18 protein-coding genes and 1 pseudogene are annotated in these 18,235 nt (G+C 70.3%); 8 read left to right on the top strand and 11 right to left on the bottom strand.

Annotation, left to right across the window (positions count from 1 at the left end; translation table 11 throughout):
• Positions 1-44 precede the first annotated feature (44 nt).
• Entirely contained in the window at positions 45-920 is an 876-nt protein-coding gene (locus V5F49_RS10825) for an SDR family oxidoreductase (RefSeq protein ID WP_394115794.1), read from the top strand.
• A gap of 72 nt (positions 921-992) precedes the next feature.
• Here the strand turns inward: V5F49_RS10825 and trmB are convergent, their stop codons facing one another.
• The 10 genes from trmB to V5F49_RS10775 form a co-directional block, all read right to left on the bottom strand.
• A complete protein-coding gene (gene trmB / locus V5F49_RS10820) occupies positions 993-1,679 on the bottom strand; it encodes a tRNA (guanine(46)-N(7))-methyltransferase TrmB (protein ID WP_394115795.1) in 687 nt (228 codons plus the stop codon).
• Positions 1,680-1,775: 96 nt separating this feature from the next.
• A complete protein-coding gene (gene metK / locus V5F49_RS10815; protein WP_394115796.1) occupies positions 1,776-2,969 on the bottom strand; it encodes a methionine adenosyltransferase in 1,194 nt (397 codons plus the stop codon).
• 108 nt (positions 2,970-3,077) lie between these two features.
• The gene (locus V5F49_RS10810; RefSeq protein ID WP_394115797.1) at positions 3,078-3,485 is read right to left on the bottom strand and encodes a helix-turn-helix domain-containing protein; all 408 of its coding nucleotides are present in this window, start codon (positions 3,483-3,485) and stop codon (positions 3,078-3,080) included.
• Positions 3,486-3,584: 99 nt separating this feature from the next.
• Positions 3,585-5,162, bottom strand: coding sequence for an apolipoprotein N-acyltransferase (lnt, locus tag V5F49_RS10805; protein WP_394115888.1), 1,578 nt, complete (start codon positions 5,160-5,162; stop codon positions 3,585-3,587).
• Between the two features lie 157 nt (positions 5,163-5,319).
• A complete protein-coding gene (locus V5F49_RS10800; protein WP_394115798.1) occupies positions 5,320-6,288 on the bottom strand; it encodes a hemolysin family protein in 969 nt (322 codons plus the stop codon).
• 23 nt (positions 6,289-6,311) lie between these two features.
• Entirely contained in the window at positions 6,312-6,791 is a 480-nt protein-coding gene (gene ybeY, locus V5F49_RS10795) for an rRNA maturation RNase YbeY (RefSeq protein ID WP_394115889.1), read from the bottom strand.
• A gap of 64 nt (positions 6,792-6,855) precedes the next feature.
• A complete protein-coding gene (locus tag V5F49_RS10790; RefSeq protein ID WP_394115799.1) occupies positions 6,856-7,962 on the bottom strand; it encodes a PhoH family protein in 1,107 nt (368 codons plus the stop codon).
• Positions 7,963-7,964: 2 nt separating this feature from the next.
• Positions 7,965-9,359, bottom strand: coding sequence for a tRNA (N6-isopentenyl adenosine(37)-C2)-methylthiotransferase MiaB (miaB, locus tag V5F49_RS10785; protein WP_394115800.1), 1,395 nt, complete (start codon positions 9,357-9,359; stop codon positions 7,965-7,967).
• A 138-nt stretch (positions 9,360-9,497) separates the two neighbouring features.
• The gene (queG, locus tag V5F49_RS10780; protein WP_394115890.1) at positions 9,498-10,682 is read right to left on the bottom strand and encodes a tRNA epoxyqueuosine(34) reductase QueG; all 1,185 of its coding nucleotides are present in this window, start codon (positions 10,680-10,682) and stop codon (positions 9,498-9,500) included.
• The gene (locus tag V5F49_RS10775) at positions 10,661-11,350 is read right to left on the bottom strand and encodes a glutathione S-transferase family protein (RefSeq protein WP_394115801.1); all 690 of its coding nucleotides are present in this window, start codon (positions 11,348-11,350) and stop codon (positions 10,661-10,663) included. The genes queG and V5F49_RS10775 overlap by 22 nt, the downstream gene beginning before the upstream one ends.
• 376 nt (positions 11,351-11,726) lie before the next feature.
• Between V5F49_RS10775 and V5F49_RS10770 the strand changes: the two genes are divergently transcribed.
• A complete protein-coding gene (locus V5F49_RS10770) occupies positions 11,727-12,533 on the top strand; it encodes an undecaprenyl-diphosphate phosphatase (protein WP_394115802.1) in 807 nt (268 codons plus the stop codon).
• A gap of 27 nt (positions 12,534-12,560) precedes the next feature.
• On the opposite strand, the gene V5F49_RS10765 is transcribed toward V5F49_RS10770, so the two are convergent.
• On the bottom strand, positions 12,561-12,758 hold the full coding sequence (locus tag V5F49_RS10765; protein WP_394115803.1) for a DUF1674 domain-containing protein: 198 nt from the start codon (positions 12,756-12,758) through the stop codon (positions 12,561-12,563).
• Positions 12,759-12,908: 150 nt separating this feature from the next.
• Here V5F49_RS10765 and secB point away from each other — a divergent pair, with 150 nt between their 5' ends.
• The 6 genes and pseudogenes from secB (at position 12,909) to pqqC (ending at position 18,179) form a co-directional block, all read left to right on the top strand.
• A complete protein-coding gene (secB, locus tag V5F49_RS10760; protein ID WP_394115804.1) occupies positions 12,909-13,388 on the top strand; it encodes a protein-export chaperone SecB in 480 nt (159 codons plus the stop codon).
• A gap of 171 nt (positions 13,389-13,559) precedes the next feature.
• Entirely contained in the window at positions 13,560-15,209 is a 1,650-nt protein-coding gene (locus tag V5F49_RS10755) for a sensor histidine kinase (protein ID WP_394115805.1), read from the top strand.
• On the top strand, positions 15,206-15,904 hold the full coding sequence (locus V5F49_RS10750) for a response regulator transcription factor (protein WP_394115806.1): 699 nt from the start codon (positions 15,206-15,208) through the stop codon (positions 15,902-15,904). The genes V5F49_RS10755 and V5F49_RS10750 overlap by 4 nt, the downstream gene beginning before the upstream one ends.
• A gap of 151 nt (positions 15,905-16,055) precedes the next feature.
• Positions 16,056-16,133 (top strand): pyrroloquinoline quinone precursor peptide PqqA, encoded by a 78-nt coding sequence (gene pqqA / locus V5F49_RS10745; protein ID WP_081437156.1) that lies wholly within the window; start codon positions 16,056-16,058, stop codon positions 16,131-16,133.
• A gap of 51 nt (positions 16,134-16,184) precedes the next feature.
• Complete coding sequence (gene pqqB, locus V5F49_RS10740; protein ID WP_394115807.1) at positions 16,185-17,084, top strand: pyrroloquinoline quinone biosynthesis protein PqqB; 900 nt, start codon at positions 16,185-16,187, stop codon at positions 17,082-17,084.
• A pseudogene (pqqC, locus tag V5F49_RS10735) lies at positions 17,081-18,179 on the top strand (pyrroloquinoline-quinone synthase PqqC). Before pqqB ends, pqqC begins: the two are co-directional and overlap by 4 nt.
• Positions 18,180-18,235: the final 56 nt, after the last annotated feature.

The raw sequence follows: 18,235 nt of genomic DNA, 5'->3' as shown, positions 1-18,235 counted from the left end.
CCCGGGCCTTGCCTCGCGGCGGCGGCTCCGGCATCACCCGGGGCATGAGCGTGCTTGCTGCCATCGGCTTCGGCTATTGCGTCCGCGCCTTCGTCGCGCAGGACGGCTCCGCCTTCTCCCGCATCATCGGCACCGCCCGCACCCCGGCGCGCCTTGCCTCTATCCCGGAAGGCGTCGATCCCTTCCTGTTCGATGGCGAGACCCTTTCCGCTCCGCTTGCGGAGGCGCTGGCGCAGACGGACGTGCTGATCGCCTCCGCCCCGCCCGACGAGCGGGGCGATCCGATCCTGCGCTGCGCGGGCGAGGTGCTGGCGTCCGGCCGGTTGCGGCAGGTGGTCTATCTCACCACCCTCGGCGTCTATGGCGACCATGGCGGCGCATGGGTGGACGAGACCACGCCGCCCCGCGCCGGCAGCGCCCGGCTGGAGCGCCGGCTGGCCGCCGAGCGCGAATGGCAGGCCTTCGGCGCAGCCAACGGCGTCAAGGTGGCGGTGCTGCGGCTCGCCGGCATCTACGGGCCCGGCCGCAACGTGCTGGATCAGGTGCGCGACGGGGAAGCCCGGCGCATCGACCGGCCAGGTCAGGTGTTCAACCGCATCCATGTGGACGACATCTCGGCCGCTATCCGCGCGGTTGTGGAGCAGCGCTTTGACGGCATTGTGAACGTGACCGACGACCTGCCCGCCCCGCCCGGCGATCCCATCGCCTATGCGGCGGAGCTGCTCGGCCTGCCGGCTCCGGCGCCGATTCCGTTCGAGGAGGCCGCCCGCGCCATGAGCCCCATGGCGCTCACCTTCTGGGCCTCCAACAAGCGCGTCGCCAATCGGCGCCTGACCGGGGAGCTCGGCGTCCGGCTCGCGTATCCGACCTATCGCGAGGGCCTGCGGGCGCTGCTCGCGGCGGGCGCGGGAGCACGCTGAGGGGCGCTCTCACTCTCATATAGGGAACGCGTTATCCGATCAGATCGCGATGCGATCTCATCGGCGCGTGCCCTAGCGCCGTTCGAACGTGAGATAGGTGGGGGTGCGCCCCTCCTCGATCGCCTTGGCCTCGTAGCGCGTGCCGGTCCAGCCGGGATAGGGCGTACGCCAGTCGTCGGCCCGCTCGGCGGTCCAGCGGAACGCGCCATGGTCGCGCACGGCGGCCAGCGTCCAGCCCACGTAATGGGTCACGTCGGAGGCGAAGCGGAACACGCCGCCCGGGCGGATCACCCGCGCCAGACGGTCCAGATTGTCCGGCCTGACGAACCGCCGCTTCCAGTGCCGGCGCTTGGGCCAGGGGTCGGGATAGAACAGGTCCGCGCCCTCGAGGCTCGCCGTCGGCAGCCGATCCAGCAGCAGCGCCGCGTCGAGGTCGAACAGGCGGATGGTGTCGATATCGGTTTTGGCGAGGTCGACCAGCATCCGCGCCATGCCGTTCACGAACGGCTCCACCCCGATGAAGCCCAGCTCCGGCCGCCGCGCGGCATGGCCGAGAAGATGCTCGCCGCCGCCGAAGCCGATCTCCAGCCACACGCCTTCCACCGGGCGGGGGAACAGGGCGGCGGGGGTGGCGGCTTCCTCCAGCGTCATGCGGTGCAGCGGCAGCAGCCGCACCATGGCGTCCTGCTGCGCCACCCGGAGCGCCTTGCCCACGCGGCGGCCATAGAAGGCGCCCTGGCGGTCGGGATCGTCGGTCATCGCATGCATCGTAGCGCGGATCGAAAGAGCGTCATGAAACGGAACGGCGGCCGGCCCGCAAGGGCCAGCCGCCGTCCGGCGTTGCAGATGAATGGCTCAGGCCAGCGCCGACTTGAGCGCCGCGGCCAGGTCCGTCTTCTCCCAGGAGAAGCCGCCGTCGGCTTCCGGGGCGCGGCCGAAATGGCCGTAGGCGGAGGTGCGGGCGTAGATGGGCTTGGTGAGGCCGAGGTGCTCGCGGATGCCGCGGGGGCGGAGATTCATCACCTCGCGCAGCGTGGTCTCCAGCTTGGCCTCGTCCACCTGCCCGGTGCCGTGCAGGTCCACATACACCGCCAGCGGGTCCGAGACGCCGATGGCGTAGGCGAGCTGGATGGTGGCGCGATCGGCGAGGCCGGCGGCCACCACGTTCTTGGCGAGGTAGCGCGCGGCATAGGCGGCAGAGCGGTCCACCTTGGTGGGATCCTTGCCGGAGAAGGCGCCGCCGCCATGGGGCGCCGCGCCGCCGTAGGTGTCCACGATGATCTTGCGGCCGGTGAGGCCGGTGTCGCCGTCCGGACCGCCGATGACGAACTTGCCGGTGGGGTTCACGTGCCACACGGTGTCGCCGTTGACCCAGCCGTCGGGCAGGGTGCCGCGGATGTAGGGCTCCACGATCGACTTCACGTCGTGGGAGGAGAGGTTCTCGTCGAGGTGCTGGGTGGACAGCACGATCTGGGTGACGCCGACCGGCTTGCCGTCCTCGTAGCGCACGGTCACCTGGCTCTTGGCGTCCGGGCCGAGGGCGTGGGTCTCGCCGGAGTGGCGGGCATCCGCCAGCGTCTTCAGGATCTTGTGAGCGTAGAAGATCGGGGCCGGCATCAGCTCCGGCGTCTCGCGCACGGCGTAGCCGAACATGATGCCCTGGTCGCCGGCGCCTTCATCCTTGTTGCCGGCGATGTCCACGCCCTGGGCGATGTCGGCGGACTGGGCGTGCAGCAGCACGTCGATGTCCGCGTTCTCCCAGTGGAAGCCTTCCTGCTCGTAGCCGATGTCCTTGATGGCCAGGCGGGCGGCGTGGGAGATCAGGTCGCGGGTAATGGAGGAAGGGCCGCGGGTCTCGCCGGCGATGACCACCTTGTTGGTGGTGGCGAGGGTCTCGCACGCGACGCGGATCTGGCTCGGATCCCAGCCCTCGGTCTCGGCGGTGCGGAAGAAGATGTCCACCACCTCGTCGGAGATGCGGTCGCAGACCTTGTCCGGATGGCCTTCCGAAACGGATTCACTCGTGAACAGATAAGACTGACGCGCCATGTTCCGGTCCTCTTGCGCCCGTGCCGCGTTGCGTTGGTCTTTCTTGTGGCAACGCGGCAGCGAGCGGTCAAGGTCGGCATCGCGAAATCGTTCGTCAAAACGAACGCGTCAGGCTTCCGCATCTCCCGCGATGGCGATCACGAGATCGACGATCCGGCGGCGCACGCGGGGGTCGGTGATGCGCATGAAGTTGCGCGTCAGCGTCAGTCCGTCGGACGTGGCGAGGAAGTCGGAGACGTAGGCCGGGGACTGTTCCTCGGAGAAGCCTTCGCCCTCGGGGCCGACAGTGGGCGCGCCCTCGAAGAAGAAGGCGACGGGAACGCCCAGCACGATGGAGATCTGCTGCAGTCGGCTGGCGCCGATCCTGTTGGTGCCCTTCTCGTATTTCTGGATCTGCTGAAAGGTGATGCCGAGATGCTCGCCCAGCTTCTCCTGGCTCATGCCGACCATCATCCGCCGCATGCGGACGCGCGAGCCGACGTGCTTGTCAATAGGGTTCGGCGCCTTCTTGGCCATGGTCTCTCCGGCTATGTCGGAAAAGATTACTCGTTACTTCGCTGTGCGAAGGCTGCCCTGATTGCCGGCGAACATAGGCATACAATTTACGAGCGTCGATCAACCGTTGCGTGTAATGCAACCGCAAAGCGGTGCCGTCGCAAGCGCGAGCGCTGCCGCGAGGAGGGCGACGAGGATCAGCCCCCCGAAACGTGCCGCCGTGGGAACCGTTTCCATGGATTTCGGCAGCGGCCCGTCCACGAGAGCCGTTTCGCCGAGGTGCGTGCCTGCGACAATACGTCCCATAGGATCGACAATGGCGGAGATGCCGGTATTGGCGGCCCGCACCAGCGGAAGGCCTTCCTCAACCGCCCGCAACCGAGCCTGCGCAAAGTGCTGGTGGGGTCCGGGCGTGGTTCCGAACCAAGCGTCGTTGGTCAGATTCAGCATCCAGCCGACGCGTTCGCCATCCGGAATTACCTTCCCCGGAAAGATAACTTCGTAACATACCAGCGGCGCCGCCACCGGCAGGCCGGGCACGGTGAGGGGGGTCAATCGGAATCCGGACGAAAATCCGCCCCTTACCCGCGTAAGTTGCTCCAGTCCGAGGGACTCCAGGAACGACTGGAACGGCAGGTATTCGCCAAACGGAACAAGATGAACCTTGTCCGTGCTTTGCAGGACGTGGCCGCGGGCATTGATGACGCGGACCGAATTGAAGAAAGGTGAATGCTGCCCGGGCGGGGGCAGGTCGTGCCGCACCGCGCCCGTCACCAGGGTCACGTTGGGCGGCAGCGCCTCCGCGATGGCGGCGGCAGCCCACGGCTCGCGCTCATAGATGAAGGGAAAGGCTGATTCCGGCCAGATCAGCACGTCGACGTCCGCGAGCCCGCGCGGATAGGCGGCGCTCGGCCGCGCGCTCTGGGCGAGATAGTCGGCCAGCACCTCGTGCCGCCGGTCGTAGGCGAACTTCTTGTCCTGCGGCACGTTGGGCTGCATCACGCGCAGCCGCACGCCGGGCACGGTCTCGGCCGGCGTCGTGGCCAGCCGATAGGCGCCCCAGGCACCGGCCGCTGCCATCACCAGCGCGGCCCCCGCGAAGGCGGCCACGGCGCGCCGCGTCGGCGTGAGCAGCAGAACCGGTGTCGACAGCAGCAGCACGGCGAAGAAGGTGAGCCCCCAGACGCCCACCAGCGCGGCCGCCTGCATCAGCGCGCCGGATTCGGCGAAGGCATAGCCGTAGGTATTCCAGGGAAAGCCGGTGAGCACATGCCCGCGCAGCCACTCCGCAACGGTCAGGCCGAAGGCGAGGGCGAACAGACGCTGCCCGCCCTTCGACCACACCAGCCGCGCCAGCGCGGTGCCGAGGGCGGTGAACAGGGCAAGGCCCGCCGGCATGGCCACCACCGCCAGCGGCATCAGCCAGCCGAACACGTCCGCTTCCACAAGGAATGCGGCGCCGATCCACCACAGCGAGGCGAGGAAGTAGCCGAAGCCGAACCACCAGCCGACCCCGGCCGCGGCGCGCAGGCTCTGCCCCCGGCTGCCGCGGCAGCCATCCAGCAGCAGCACCAGCACCGGGAAGCTCACCGCCAGCGCCGGCCACAGGCCGAGGGGCGGCATGGCCAGCGCGCCGCCGATGGCGCCGGCTCCGCAGGCGATCAGGCGGCGGCGCCATCCGCTGGCGAAGCGCAGCATGAGGAGGCGCGCGCGCAGGCGCGCCGTCAGCGGGGCGGCGGTCACGCGGCGTCGCCCCGGGCGATTGCCGTTCTCGCGGGATCGGGGAAACACGCCGCGGCGTTGAGCTGTCGCATTTTCCTCACGCGAACCGGTGTCCACTGCGCTCGAAAATGCGCTAGGCGTCGTTCAGGTCGGCCGGCGGGACGGCGCCCACGGCGCCGGGCGGGATGATGCGCAGCTTCTTCACCCGGCGGGGATCGGCCTCCAGCACCTCCACCTCGAATCCGCCCGGCAGCGCGATCACCTCGCCCTGCCCCGGCACGCGCGAGGCCACCATCACCAGCAGGCCGCCAAGGCTGTCCACCTCCTCCATCGCCTCCTCGGAGGCGAAGTCCGGCCCCAGCACCTCCACCGCCGCTTCCAGCGGGGTGCGGGCATCGGCGAGAAAGCTGCCGTCCTCCTGCCGCGTGAGCAGGGTCTCGGCCGCCTCGTCGTGCTCGTCCTCGATCTCGCCGACGATCTCCTCCACCACGTCCTCGATGGAGACGAGGCCGTCGGTGCCGCCATATTCGTCGATGACGAGGGCGAGGTGGGTGCGGGCCGCCTGCATGGACACCAGCAGGTCCACCGCCGGCATGGAGGGCGGCACATAGAGCAGGCGCCGCACGAGGCCGGCGTCCTCGAGCGTGCGGTCCACGTTGACCGCGGCGAGGTTCAGCTTGCCGGATGCATCGCTGCCGAGATCACCGGCGAGCACCGCGATGAGGTCGCGGATGTGGACCATGCCCACGGGATCATCGAGCGTGTCGTCATAGACGACCAGCCGGGAGTGGCCGACCGAGACGAACACCTTCAGCAACTCGCCCAGCGACACGTCCTTGCGCACGGCGACGATCTCGGCGCGCGGCACCATGATGTCGCCGATGCCGACCTCCTTCAGGTGGAGGATGTTGCGCAGCATCTTGCGCTCGGCGGGGGTGAACTCCCCTTCCTCCTCGGGCGCTTCCGCGGCGTCCAGCACCTCCACGAGGTCGGTGCGGAGTGAGCCGTGAGGCCGGAACGTGCCGAGGAGGGCACGCAATCGATCGAGAAAACTCTGCGGCTCCGAGGAGCTGGTCTCGGTCGGCTGGTCGATGTTGGACATGGCTCTTTCTTCGCTGCGGATCGTCAGTCCTGCGGCAGGGCGTAGGGATCGTCGATCCCGAGGCCCGCGAGGATCTGCCGTTCCAGCGCCTCCATTTCCTCTGCTTCGGCGTCGTCGATGTGGTCGTAGCCCATGAGGTGCAGCGTGCCGTGCACCACCAGATGGGCGAGGTGGTGGCCCTCGGCCTTGCCTTCCTCGCGCGCCTCGGCGGCCAGCGTCTCGAAGGCGACGATGATGTCGCCGAGCGGCTGCGGCGCGTCCACGCCCTCGGGCAGGTCCGGCTGGGGGAAGGACAGGACGTTGGTGGGCTTGTCCTTCTCGCGCCATTCCCGGTTCAGAACCCGGATGCGCGCGTCGTCGGTGAGCGTGACGGAGACCTCGCAGGGCGCCGGCACGTCCTCGCCGCAGGCGATGAGCGCGGCGGTGGCGGCGCGCACGCAGATGGCCTCGGCGTCGGGCAGCGTCGCCCAGCCGTCGGCCTCCACCAGCACGTCGACGGCCATCTGCGGGGCAAGGTCCGGCGTGGGCGCGGCGGGGTCCGGGCGGGGCGCGGTGGCGGACACGGTCTCAGGCTCCGGTGCGACCGGCGCGGGCCGAGGCCTCGGCCTTCTTCTCGGCGTCGAACGTCTCGTAGGCGGCGACGATGCGCTGCACCAGCTCGTGGCGCACCACGTCCTCGGCCTTGAAGTGGCAGACGCCGACGCCCTCGACCCCCTCCAGCAGCCGCACCGCCTCGCCAAGGCCGGACACCTGTCCTTGCGGCAGGTCGGTCTGGCTGGAATCGCCGGTGACGATCATGTGGGAATTCTCGCCGAGGCGGGTCAGGAACATCTTCATCTGCATGGAGGTGGCGTTCTGCGCCTCGTCCAGGATGACCGCCGCGTTGGAGAGCGTGCGCCCGCGCATGAAGGCGAGTGGCGCGATTTCGATCTCGCCCGACTGCAGCGCCCGCTCCACGAAGGACTTGTCCATCAGGTCGTACAGCGCGTCGTAGATGGGGCGCAGGTAGGGGTCCACCTTGTCCTTCATGTCGCCGGGCAGGAAGCCGAGGCGCTCGCCCGCCTCCACCGCCGGACGCGAGAGGATGATGCGGTCCACCATGCGCCGCTCCAGCAGGTGCACCGCATAGGCCACCGCCAGCCAGGTCTTGCCGGTGCCGGCCGGGCCGGTGCCGAACACCAGCGTGTGCCGCTTTAGCGCGCGGATATAGGCATCCTGCGCCGGGGTGCGGGCGCGCACCGGGCGGCGGCGCAGCTGGATCTCGTCGAACGACTGGCGCTGCTCGGCGGGGTCGAAATCGAACAGGGAGCCCTGCGAGGTGACCTCGCGGATGGCGCCGTCCACGTCGCCCTGACCGATGTCGCGGCCCTTGCGGAGCGCGTCGTAAAGGTGCTCCAGCACGGCGCGGGCCTGCTCGCAGGCATCGCGGGCGCCTTCCAGCGTCACGTGGTTGCCGCGCGAATCCGCCTTCACGCCCAGCTTGCGCTCGATCAGGGCGAGGTTGCGCCCGTAATGGCCGAACAGCTGGGTGGCGAGGCGGTTGTCGTCGAAGGCGAGCACCACATGGGCGGGGGTCTCCGCCTCGAGGCTCGCCCACGGTGCGGTGACCGCCGCGCGCGCGGGGCCGGTGGGGGCCGGGGGACGTTCGCGGTCGCTGCTGCCGGATCTGCGCAAGCTCAGGCCTCCATGGCCGCGAGCGGCCGGGATCGGGCGGAAGAATGGGGCGGCTCGGCCTCGGCCGGCACGCCGGCAAGGCTGTTCGGTCCCACGTCGGTGATGGTGACGGTGAGAAGGTCGCCGATGGCGCCGGGCGGATCGTTGACCACCACGCTCTGCAAATAGGGCGAGCGGCCGATGAGCTGGCCGCTCTGGCGGCCGGGCTTCTCCAGCAGGATGTCGAAGGTGCGGCCGCGGCAGGTGGCGTCGAACGCGGCCTTGCCGGCCTCCAAGAGGCGCTGCAGCTCGGCGAGGCGCTCGGCCTTCACGGCTTCCGGCACCTGAGCCTCGTCGTCCGCCGCCGGCGTGCCCGGGCGGGGGCTGTACTTGAACGAATAGGCGCTGGCGAAGCCCACCCGGCGCACGAGGTCCAGCGTGTCCTCGAAATCGCGGTCGCTCTCGCCGGGGAAGCCGACGATGAAGTCCGACGACAGGGCCATGTCCGGCCGGGCGTGCCGCAGGCGGTCGATCAGCTCGAAATAGCTCTCCCGCCCATGCTTGCGGTTCATGGCGGCGAGGATCCGGTCCGATCCCGACTGCACCGGCAGGTGCAGGTAGGGCATCAGCTGCGGCAGGTCGCGATGGGCGGCGATGAGGTCGTCGCCCATGTCGCGCGGGTGGGAGGTGGTGTAGCGCAGCCGGGCGAGGCCATCCATGCGGGCCATCGCCTCCATCAGCCGGGCGAGGCTCCACGGGGCGCCGTCCGGCCCCTCGCCGTGGAAGGCGTTGACGTTCTGGCCGATGAGGGTGATCTCGCGCACGCCCTGGTCCACCAGCCGGCGGGCCTCGTCGAGGATCTTCGCCACCGGGCGCGAGACCTCGGCGCCGCGGGTGTAGGGCACCACGCAGAAGGTGCAGAACTTGTCGCAGCCTTCCTGCACCGTGACGAACGCGGCCGGCCCGCGGGTGCGCGTGGCCTCGCGCGTCGGCGCGGGCAGGTGGTCGAACTTGTCTTCCACCGGAAATTCGGTGTCCACCACCCGCCGTCCGGCCTTGGCCTCGGCCAGAAGCTCCGGCAGGCGATGGTAGTTCTGGGGGCCGACGACGAGATCCACCACCGGCGCGCGGCGCATGATCTCCGCGCCCTCGGCCTGGGCGACGCAGCCGGCGACCGCGATCACCGTGTCGGCGCCCGCCTCCTGCTTCTGCTTCCTGAGGCGCCCGAGCTCGGAATAGACCTTCTCGGCGGCTTTCTCGCGGATGTGGCAGGTGTTCAGGATGACGAGGTCAGCCTCGGCCGGGTCCTGCGTCTCGACGAAGCCCTCGCGCGCCAGCGTGTCCGCCATACGATTGGAATCGTAGACGTTCATCTGGCAACCGAAGGACTTCACGTAAAGCTTGCGGGGCTCGTGCATGTCGCGTGTTCTGTCGTCCCGATAATCGCGCGTGGGCGCGACGCGATCGTGACGCCAGCTCTTGTCGCCCCCCTCATTGGTTCGTGAGAGGTTGATCCTATCGGCAAAAGCGGGGTTTGGAAACAGGCGCCCGCCGCCTCAGGCCCCGGTCGCGGCAGGAGCGACGTGCAGAGCGGCCCATTCCGCACGCACGTCCGCGTCGGTCTCCGCATCGGCCATCCGGCCGGCGCTGGCGGCGGCTTCTTCCGCGGGTGCCAGCCGCCCCAGCGCCCACACCGCCGCCCCGCGCACCAGCGGTGCCTCGTCGGAAAGCCGCGCCTCCACCAGCGGCAGCAGCGCCGCGTCCGCGGAGTTTCCAATGGCGATCAGCACGTTGCGCACGAAGCGGTCGCGCCCCACACGCTTCACCGGGCTCTTGGGAAAGCGCGCGCGGAAGGCGGCATCGTCCAGCGCCACCAGCTCGGCCAGCGGGGGCGCGTCATTCTCGGACCGCGCCGCGAGCTTCGCCTCGCGCCCCAGCACCGCGAACTTGTTCCACGGGCAGGCGGCGAGGCAATCGTCGCAGCCGTAGATGCGGTTGCCCATGAGCGGGCGCAGCGCGGCCGGGATGGGCCCCTTGTGCTCGATGGTGAGGTAGGAGATGCAGCGCCGCGCATCGATGACGCTGGGGGCGGGAAACGCCGCCGTGGGGCAGGCGTCGAGGCACGCCCGGCAGGAGCCGCAATGATCCCGCTCCGGGGCGGAGGGCGCGAGCTCCAGCGTGGTGGCGATGGCGCCCAGCAGCAGCCAGGAGCCGAAATCGCGCGAGACCAGATTGGTGTGCCGCCCCTGCCAGCCGAGACCGGCGGCGGCGGCGAGCGGCTTCTCCATGAGGGGAGCGGTGTCCACGAACACCTTCACGTCGCCGGCCATCCCGCGCCGGCCGGCCTCGGCCAGCAGCGCCCGGGCGATGCGCTTCAGCTTCGGCTTGATGATGTCGTGGTAGTCCTCGGCCCGCGCATAGACCGAGATGGCGCCGGCGGACCGGTGCTGCAGCGCCGCGCGGGGGTCCTCAGCCGGTCCGTAGTTCAGCCCCAGCATGATGACGGAACGGATGTTCGGCCACAGCACGGCGGGGTCGGCGCGGCGGTCCAGCGTCTCGGCCATCCAGCCCATGTCGCCGTGGGCGCCCGTGGCCACCCATGCCCGCAGCCGCTCGCCCGCAGCGCCGGTGGCGTCCGGCCCGGTGATGCCGAGCGTGTCGAACCCCTCCTCGGCAGCAAGCCGGGCGACGACCGCCTCCAGCCCGCCGTCGCCCGTGCTCAGAAGTCGAGGTCCGCGTATGTCTTGGAGGGCGGCATGCCCGGAATGCTCTCGTTCAGCAGGGCGCGGAAGGTCGGCCGCGACTTGATCCGCGCGTACCAGTCCCTCGCGTGCTCGTCCTCGTCCCACGGCACATCGCCCAGATAGTCGGCCACCGAAAGATGTGCTGCGGCGGCAAGGTCGGCCTGGCTCAGCCGCTCGCCGGCGAGCCATTTGCGGGCCTTCGCCAGCCAGCCGATATATTTCAGATGATAGCGCAGATTGGCGCGCGAGGCGCGTAGCGCCGTGGCGTCGGGCGGGCCGCCGCCCTGCTCGCGGTTCATGTAGCGCTTGTGGATGCGCTCGCGCACGAGGGGCTCGGTGGCCTCCACATACATCTTCTCGTTGAACCACGAGGTCAGCCGCCGCACCTCCACCCGCCCGGCCGGATCATCCGGCAGGAGGCGGTGGTTGCCGAGGGCAAGGCCGCGCGTCTCGTCGAGATACTCGCAGATGATGCCCGCGCCGGGGACCGAGGCGGCCATCTCCTCCACGATCACCGGCGTCTCGCCCGCGGGATTGAGCGCGAGGAAGCCGGGCCGTCGCTCCCAGACCCGCTCTTCCACGAGTTCCGGCTCGAGGCCGTACTCGGCCAGCAGCAGGCGGACGAAACGGGAGTGGGGGCAGAAAGGATGATGATGCAGATACATGAGCGGAGGCTTCGCCGGGGGTGAGAGGAGGGCGCCAGACGCCCGGCTCCCCCTGTTGTAGAGGCCGATTCTTTCCGATTGGTTCCACCGCAGTGCAGCGTCGGCCGGTGGCGCGCTGTCTGGTCGCGGGCGGGCCGAACATCGTAAACGCAATGCCAACGCCCTGGCCCGGCGCAGGGCGGATTTCCTTGCCGCGCCAAGGCATAACGACATGACCTAGCGGCAGTCCGGCATGTGGCCGGTCCGCCACAGGGCGGCAGGAAATGGGCTCGGCCCGCCCCTCCCTCGGTGCCCTTCCGGAACGGCGCGATTGCACCTGCGAAGGCGAGGGAACAGGATGCGCCCGTCTTCATCGCCTTCCGGACGAAACCTGCCCATGACCCTCGGCGCCATGCTCGAAGCCCTTGTTCTCGGTCTCCTGGAAGGGCTGACGGAGTTCATCCCCGTCTCTTCCACCGCGCATCTGCTGCTGCTCGGCCATTTCCTCGGGTTCGAGAGCTCGGGCCACACCTTCGAGGTGCTGATCCAGCTCGGCGCGGTGCTCGCCATCCTCACGGTCTATTTCGAGCGCTTCCTGAAGGTGGCGCAGCAGCTGCCCACCAACCCCGGCGCCCGCCGGTTCGTGATGGGCATCGTCATCGCCTTCCTGCCGGCGGCGGTCATCGGCGCCTTCGCCCACGGCTTCATCAAGAGCGTGCTGTTCGAGTCCCCGGCGCTGATCTGCGGCACGCTGATCTTCGGCGGCATCATCCTGCTGTTCATCGACAAGGTGGTGCCGGAGCCGCGCTACAACAACGCCATGGGCTTCCCGCCGCTGCTGGCGCTGAAGATCGGCTTCTTCCAGTGCCTCGCCATGATCCCCGGCATGTCGCGCTCGGGCTCGACCATCGTCGGCGCCATGCTGATGGGCGTGGACAAGCGGGCGGCGGCGGAATTCTCCTTCTTCCTCGCCCTGCCCACCATGCTGGGGGCGTTCGTCTACGACCTCTACAAGAACCGCAACAACCTCTCGTTCGACGACGGGCTGCTGATCGTCATCGGCTTCATCGCCGCCTTCTGCGCCGCCGTGCTGGTGGTGCGCACCCTGCTCGACTTCGTGGCCAAGCACGGCTACGCGCCGTTCGGCTGGTGGCGCATCATCGTCGGCGTGCTCGGCCTGATCGGCCTCGCCCTGGTGGGCTGAGGCCGCGGCCGGCGCAAGGCGGCGACGTCAGAAGTCGGTGGCGATGCCGCCCACTTCCCAGTCGCCGTAGCGCACCGGTTCGGGACCGTCGCGGCCGTTGATCTCCTTCGGCCGGTCCTTCTGCGCGGCGTCGATGGCGGCGCGGCGCGCCTCGGCCTCGGCCAGCGCCCGCTTCGCGGCCTCGCTGAGCGGCTTGCGCGCCGGCAGGGGGGTGTCCTCGTCCATCTGGCGAACTCCTCACATCGTCGTCGTGCCGGCCCGGGCCGGCAGGTGTCCTTGCGCCCGCGTTGCAAAGCATGGTAGCAGCGCCGCGCCCAATTTTACGGTTCATCCTCCCTTTGGACCGGCAGATCAACGCTTGAGATGGAGACGCGCATGGCCACGCAGAATGGCGGCCCCAACCCGAATGCGGCGCCGTCGCTGAACGTGCTCGCGCAGTACATTAAGGATTTCTCGTTCGAGAACCCGAATGCGCCGCGCTCGCTCGCCGCCCCGCCGAGCCAGCCGGACGTGAACATCCAGATTCACGTGAACGCCAAGCCGGGCGGCCCCGGCGAGTTCGAGGTGGAGCTCAAGATCGACGGCGGCGCGAGCGTCGGCGGCGAGACGCTGTTCGCGTTCGAGCTGCTGTTTGCCGGCGTGTTCCGCATCCTCAACATCCCCGAGCAGAGCCTGCAGCCGGTGGTGCTCATCGAGTGCCCGCGCCTGCTGTTCCCGTTCGCCCGCCAGATCATCGCCGATGCGGTGCGCAACGGCGGCTTCCCGCCCCTGATGATCGACCCGGTGGACTTCGCCGCCCTCTACCAGCAGCGGATGCAGGCCGAGGCCCAGCGCATGCAGGCCGGCCAGGCCTGATCCGGCGGCCCGCCCAGGCGCCCGGTTCCAAAGAAACGCCGCCGGACACCCCAGCGTGTCCGGCGGCGTTCTTTTTTCCGGAGGGCGGGCATGCGACGCTGCGACGCGGCCATGTCGTGCCGCCGGCCGGCCGGGAGGCGGGCCTGAAGCGGGAGCGCGACCGGGACGGCGATGGGATCCATCAGGTTCAAGCTGGCGGCGCTTGCCGGCGCCGTCGCGGCGCTTGCCGCCCTCGCCGCGCTGGCGGTGCTGCTGGCGGTGGGCGCGGCGGAGCGGGCGCTGGAAGCCACGGTCGCCGCCCAGCAGCGGCTGGACCTGCTGACCGAGCTGTCCGCCCGCATGTCGGATTTCGGGCTGGCCGCGGTGGCTGCGGCCGACAGTCCGGGGAGCGGCCCGCGACGGCTGGACGAGGCGCGTGCCAGCGTCGCCGCCGTGCTGGAGGCGGTTGCGCAGGGCACCGCCGCCAGCGCGCCGGAGGGGCCGGCCGGCGTCAACCCGCGCGAGCGGATGCTGGCGCACCTGCGGGCCGACTTCACCGTCCTCGACCGTCAGCTGACCGCTGCCGCCGCCGCCGCCGATGCCGATGCGGCACGCCGGGGCGACCGGGTGCGCGGCGCGCTCAACGGTTTTGCCGCTGCCGCCGGGCCCACCCTGTCGCTCATGGTGGAGAGCGAACGGCGCGGCGTCACGGTCGCGCGGGAGGAGGCGCAGGCGCTGGCGTTCCGCCTGAGGGCGGGAGCGGTGGGGCTGGCGCTGGTGGCCCTCGCCGTGGCGGTGGCGCTCTACCGGGGCCTCGCCCGCCCTCTCCTCGCCCGTCTCAGCGAGATCGACCGCGCCGCCGCCGCCATCGGCCGCGGGCATCTCGACACCCGCCTCGCCATCGGTCCGCGCGACGAGCTCGGCGTGCTCATGGCGCGCTTCAACCGCATGGCGGCCCGGCTGGCGCGGCGGGAGGAGCGGGTGGCCGCCGACCGCGCGGGGCTGGAGCAGACCGTGGCCGCGCGCACCGCCGACCTCACCGCCGCCAACGCCCGGCTCGCCGCCATCGATGCCTCGCGCCGGCGCTTCTTCGCCGATGTCAGCCACGAGCTGCGCACGCCGCTCACCGTCATCATCGGCGAATGCGACGTCACCCAGCGCGCGCCGGTGATCGCGGATGCCGACGCGCGCGGCGCGCTCGCCACCATCCGCAAGCGCGCCGGGCGGATGCACCGGCGGGTGGAGGACCTGCTGCGCATCGCCCGATCGGAGAGCGGAGAGATCGCGCTGGTGTTCCAGGACGTCCCGCTCGGGCCGGTGCTGGCCGATGCCATCGCCGGGCTGGAGAACACCGCCCGCCGGCAGGGAGTGGCGCTGGTGCTGGACGCCGCGCAGCCCGGACCGGTGGTGCATGCCGATCGTGACTGGCTGCGGCAGGTGGTGGAGGGGCTGGTGGACAATGCCCTGCGCCACGGCGCGCCGCTCACCCGCATCACCGTCGCCGCCGAGACCATCGTGGCGGAGCCGGGAATGCCCCTGGAGCGCATCACCGTCACTGACGACGGGCGTGGCATTCCTCCGGAGGATCGCGCCGGCCTGTTCGCCCGCTTCGCCCGCGGCGATCGGCCGGGTCCCGGCTTCGGGGTCGGTCTGGCGCTGGCGGAATGGGTGGTGACGCGGCACGGCGGACGTATCACACTGGAGGACGCGGAGGGGGGCGGAACCCGCGCCGTGATCGTGCTGTTCCGCCCCGAAGCCCGGGACCATGCGCACGCAGATGCGCGTCCGCGGGCAGCCGGCCCGCCCTCCATCGAGGCGGCGCCCGGAGAGGAGGCAGGATGAACATTCTCCTGGTCGAGGACGACAGCGACATCGGCGCCATGCTCAGCCGCGGCCTCACCGCCGAGGGCTTCGACGTGACGGTCGTGGGGCGCGCCGACGAGGCGCTGGAAACCGCCCGCGCGTACAATCCGTGCGCGGTGGTGCTCGACATCATGCTGCCGGACGGCTCCGGCATCGACGTCTGCCGGGCCCTGCGCGACGGCGGCCACGCCGGCCCCATCCTTTTCCTGTCGGCCAAGGACGAGGTGCGGGACCGGGCCGAGGGGCTCGGCGCGGGTGCCGACGACTACATCGTCAAGCCGTTCGAGTTCGCCGAGCTGCTGGCGCGCCTGCGCGCCCACCTGCTGCACCGGCTGGGCGAGGGCCATTCCGGCCGCATCGTCGCGGGGCGGCTGGTGCTCGATCCTGCGACGCGAACCGTCCTGTTCGGCGAGACCCATGTGCGCCTCACCGAGCGCGAGGTGGAGCTTCTGGCCCTGCTGATGGGCAGCGCCAACCGGCCGATCCCGCGCGGCGAGATCTTCGACCGGCTGTGGGCGAGCCAGGGCGGCGCCTCGCTCAACGTGGTGGACGTCTATGTGGGCTACCTGCGCACCAAGCTCGCCCCGGTGAGCCGGGCCGGCGGCCCGCAGGTGGCGACCGTGCGTGGCCGTGGCTTCATGCTGGACCTGTCCGCGCCGAGCCCGGCGCACTGAACCGGCCGCGGTGTGCGGCGCAGCATGTTATTCCTCTTGCCGTGTGGCAAACCCGGTACAATATTCAAGTCATCTGCATTGAACTTCATCAATGCAGCGTCTTCTTATGATCTTCTTAGAAAGATCTGAAGCGACAGACGGAGGAAATCACATGCGCTGGAACAAGCCTCAGGTGTGCGAAGTCTGCGTCGGCATGGAAGTGACCGCCTACCTGCCGGCCGATTTCTGATCCGGAGCGGTCGGCAGCCGGGAGCGGGCAGGCAGGGGCGTCGGTCGCATCATGCAGGTGATCGTTCTCGGTTCGGCGGCCGGCGGCGGCGTTCCCCAGTGGAACTGCCGCTGCCCGGTGTGCCGTCTGGCCTGGGCGGGTGATCCGCGGGTTGAGCCGCGCACCCAGTCCAGTGTGGCGGTGTCGGCCGATGGCCGGTCGTTCGTGATCCTCAACGCCTCGCCGGACATCCGCAGCCAGATCGCGGCGACGCCCGCGCTGCACCCCCGCGATGGCAGCCGCGACAGTCCCATTGGCGCCGTCGTTCTCACCAACGCCGATGTGGATCACATCGCCGGTCTTCTTTCGCTGCGCGAGCAGCAGCCGTTCGACATCCACGGCACGGCGGAGACCATGGACCTGCTGGCGCAGAACCAGATTTTCGATGTGGTCTCCCGCGGTGTCGTGCGCCGGGAGACGGTCGGGTTCGCAACCCCGTTCAGCCCGGTGCCCGGTCTTTCCCTGGAGTTCTTCGCGGTGCCGGGAAAGGTGCCCCTCTGGCGCGAGGATGCCAGCCTCGTCATCGGCGAGGAGACCGGCTCCACCGTGGGCGTCATGATCATCGGCGGCGATCGCCGCATCGCCTATGTGCCGGGGTGCGCGGCGGTGACGCCGGCGCTGAAGGCTCGCATCGCCGGCGCCGACCTGCTGCTGTTCGACGGCACGCTGTTCCGCGACGACGAGATGATCGAAGCCGGCGTGGGCACCAAGACCGGCGCGCGCATGGGCCACCTCTCCATGTCCGGGCCGGAGGGCACCATGGCGCTGCTCGCCGAGGTGCCGGTCGCGCGGCGGGTGTTCATCCACATCAACAACACCAATCCGGCTCTCGTCGCCGGATCGGATGCGCGGCAGGCCGTGGAGGCCGCCGGCTGGTCCATCGCCCGCGATGGCATGGAGTTCATCCTATGACCGCCCGTCTTGCTCCCGTGCCGCCCGCCGATCCGGTTTTCCCCGCGGCCTTTCCGGAGCTGCCCGCGCCGGCCGAGGTGCTGTCTCCGGAGGGGCTCGAAGCGGCGCTGCGCGAGGTCGGCGCCACGCGCTATCACAATCTCCACCCGTTCCACCGGCTCCTGCACGGCGGCGCGCTGTCGCGCGATCAGGTGCGGGCCTGGGCGCTCAACCGCTTCTGCTATCAGGCCGCCATTCCCCGCAAGGATGCGGCGCTCATGAGCCGCTGCGAGGACCGCGAGCTGCGCCGCGCCTGGCTGCACCGCATCACCGACCATGACGGCGTGGGAACCGACGCCGGCGGCATCGCGCGCTGGCTCGTGCTCACCGATGGCCTCGGGCTCGACCGGGACTATGTGGTCTCCCGACGCGGCGCGCTGCCGGCGACGCGGTTCGCGGTGGAGGCCTATGTGCGCTTCGTGGCGGACCGCCCGCTGCTGGAGGCGGTGGCCTCCTCCCTCACCGAGCTGTTCGCCCCCGGCATCCATGCCGAGCGCATCTCCGGCATGCTGCAGAACTACGATTTCATCACCGAGGACGTGGTCGCCTATTTCCGCCGCCGGCTCGACCAGGCGCCGCGCGATGCGGACTTCGCCCTCGACTATGTGAAGCGCAACGCGGTGACCGCCGAGCAGCAGCGCGCGGTCATCCACGCCCTTGCCTTCAAGACCGAGGTGCTGTGGGCGCAGCTCGATGCGCTGTACTTCGCCTATGTGGAGCCGGGCTGGCCGGCGCCGGGCGCGTGGCGGCCGGGCGTCGCGGTGCGGGAGGGCGGCTGACATGCGCGCCGAGGAGAGCGACATCCCCCGCCTGCCGCGCGGCGTGAAGCTGAAATACGACCAGGTGCGCGCCCGCCACGTCCTGCTGGCGCCCGAGCGGGCCTTCGACATCGACGAGACCGCCGCTGCCGTGCTGGAGCTGGTGGACGGCGCCCGCACCTGTGGTGAGATCGTGGATGCGCTGGCGGCGCGCTACGACGAGAAGCGCGAGGTGATCGCCGACGACGTGCGCGACATGATCGGCGATCTCATTGCCCGCCGGGTGATCGAGCGATGAGCGCCACCCTTGCCCCCAACGCCCCTGCCCCAAGCACCCCTGTCCCCGGTGCCCTT

This window comes from Xanthobacter lutulentifluminis (assembly GCF_043194675.2).
In the GTDB taxonomy this organism is placed as follows: Bacteria; Pseudomonadota; Alphaproteobacteria; order Rhizobiales; family Xanthobacteraceae; genus Xanthobacter.
The sequence above is the reverse complement of the archived record's forward strand: the minus strand, read 5'-3'. Positions and strand labels throughout refer to the sequence as shown.

Excerpts from the sequence above, each read along its gene's own strand:
- V5F49_RS10825 (WP_394115794.1), top strand. The coding sequence starts at position 45 with ATGAGCGTGCTTGCTGCCATCGGCTTCGGCTATTGCGTCCGCGCCTTC.
- trmB (WP_394115795.1), bottom strand. The coding sequence starts at position 1,679 with ATGACCGACGATCCCGACCGCCAGGGCGCCTTCTATGGCCGCCGCGTG.
- metK (WP_394115796.1), bottom strand. The coding sequence starts at position 2,969 with ATGGCGCGTCAGTCTTATCTGTTCACGAGTGAATCCGTTTCGGAAGGC.
- V5F49_RS10810 (WP_394115797.1), bottom strand. The coding sequence starts at position 3,485 with ATGGCCAAGAAGGCGCCGAACCCTATTGACAAGCACGTCGGCTCGCGC.
- lnt (WP_394115888.1), bottom strand. The coding sequence starts at position 5,162 with ATGCTGCGCTTCGCCAGCGGATGGCGCCGCCGCCTGATCGCCTGCGGA.
- V5F49_RS10800 (WP_394115798.1), bottom strand. The coding sequence starts at position 6,288 with ATGTCCAACATCGACCAGCCGACCGAGACCAGCTCCTCGGAGCCGCAG.
- ybeY (WP_394115889.1), bottom strand. The coding sequence starts at position 6,791 with ATGGCCGTCGACGTGCTGGTGGAGGCCGACGGCTGGGCGACGCTGCCC.
- miaB (WP_394115800.1), bottom strand. The coding sequence starts at position 9,359 with ATGCACGAGCCCCGCAAGCTTTACGTGAAGTCCTTCGGTTGCCAGATG.
- V5F49_RS10775 (WP_394115801.1), bottom strand. The coding sequence starts at position 11,350 with ATGTATCTGCATCATCATCCTTTCTGCCCCCACTCCCGTTTCGTCCGC.
- V5F49_RS10770 (WP_394115802.1), top strand. The coding sequence starts at position 11,727 with ATGACCCTCGGCGCCATGCTCGAAGCCCTTGTTCTCGGTCTCCTGGAA.
- V5F49_RS10765 (WP_394115803.1), bottom strand. The coding sequence starts at position 12,758 with ATGGACGAGGACACCCCCCTGCCGGCGCGCAAGCCGCTCAGCGAGGCC.
- secB (WP_394115804.1), top strand. The coding sequence starts at position 12,909 with ATGGCCACGCAGAATGGCGGCCCCAACCCGAATGCGGCGCCGTCGCTG.
- V5F49_RS10755 (WP_394115805.1), top strand. The coding sequence starts at position 13,560 with ATGGGATCCATCAGGTTCAAGCTGGCGGCGCTTGCCGGCGCCGTCGCG.
- V5F49_RS10750 (WP_394115806.1), top strand. The coding sequence starts at position 15,206 with ATGAACATTCTCCTGGTCGAGGACGACAGCGACATCGGCGCCATGCTC.
- pqqA (WP_081437156.1), top strand. The coding sequence starts at position 16,056 with ATGCGCTGGAACAAGCCTCAGGTGTGCGAAGTCTGCGTCGGCATGGAA.
- pqqB (WP_394115807.1), top strand. The coding sequence starts at position 16,185 with ATGCAGGTGATCGTTCTCGGTTCGGCGGCCGGCGGCGGCGTTCCCCAG.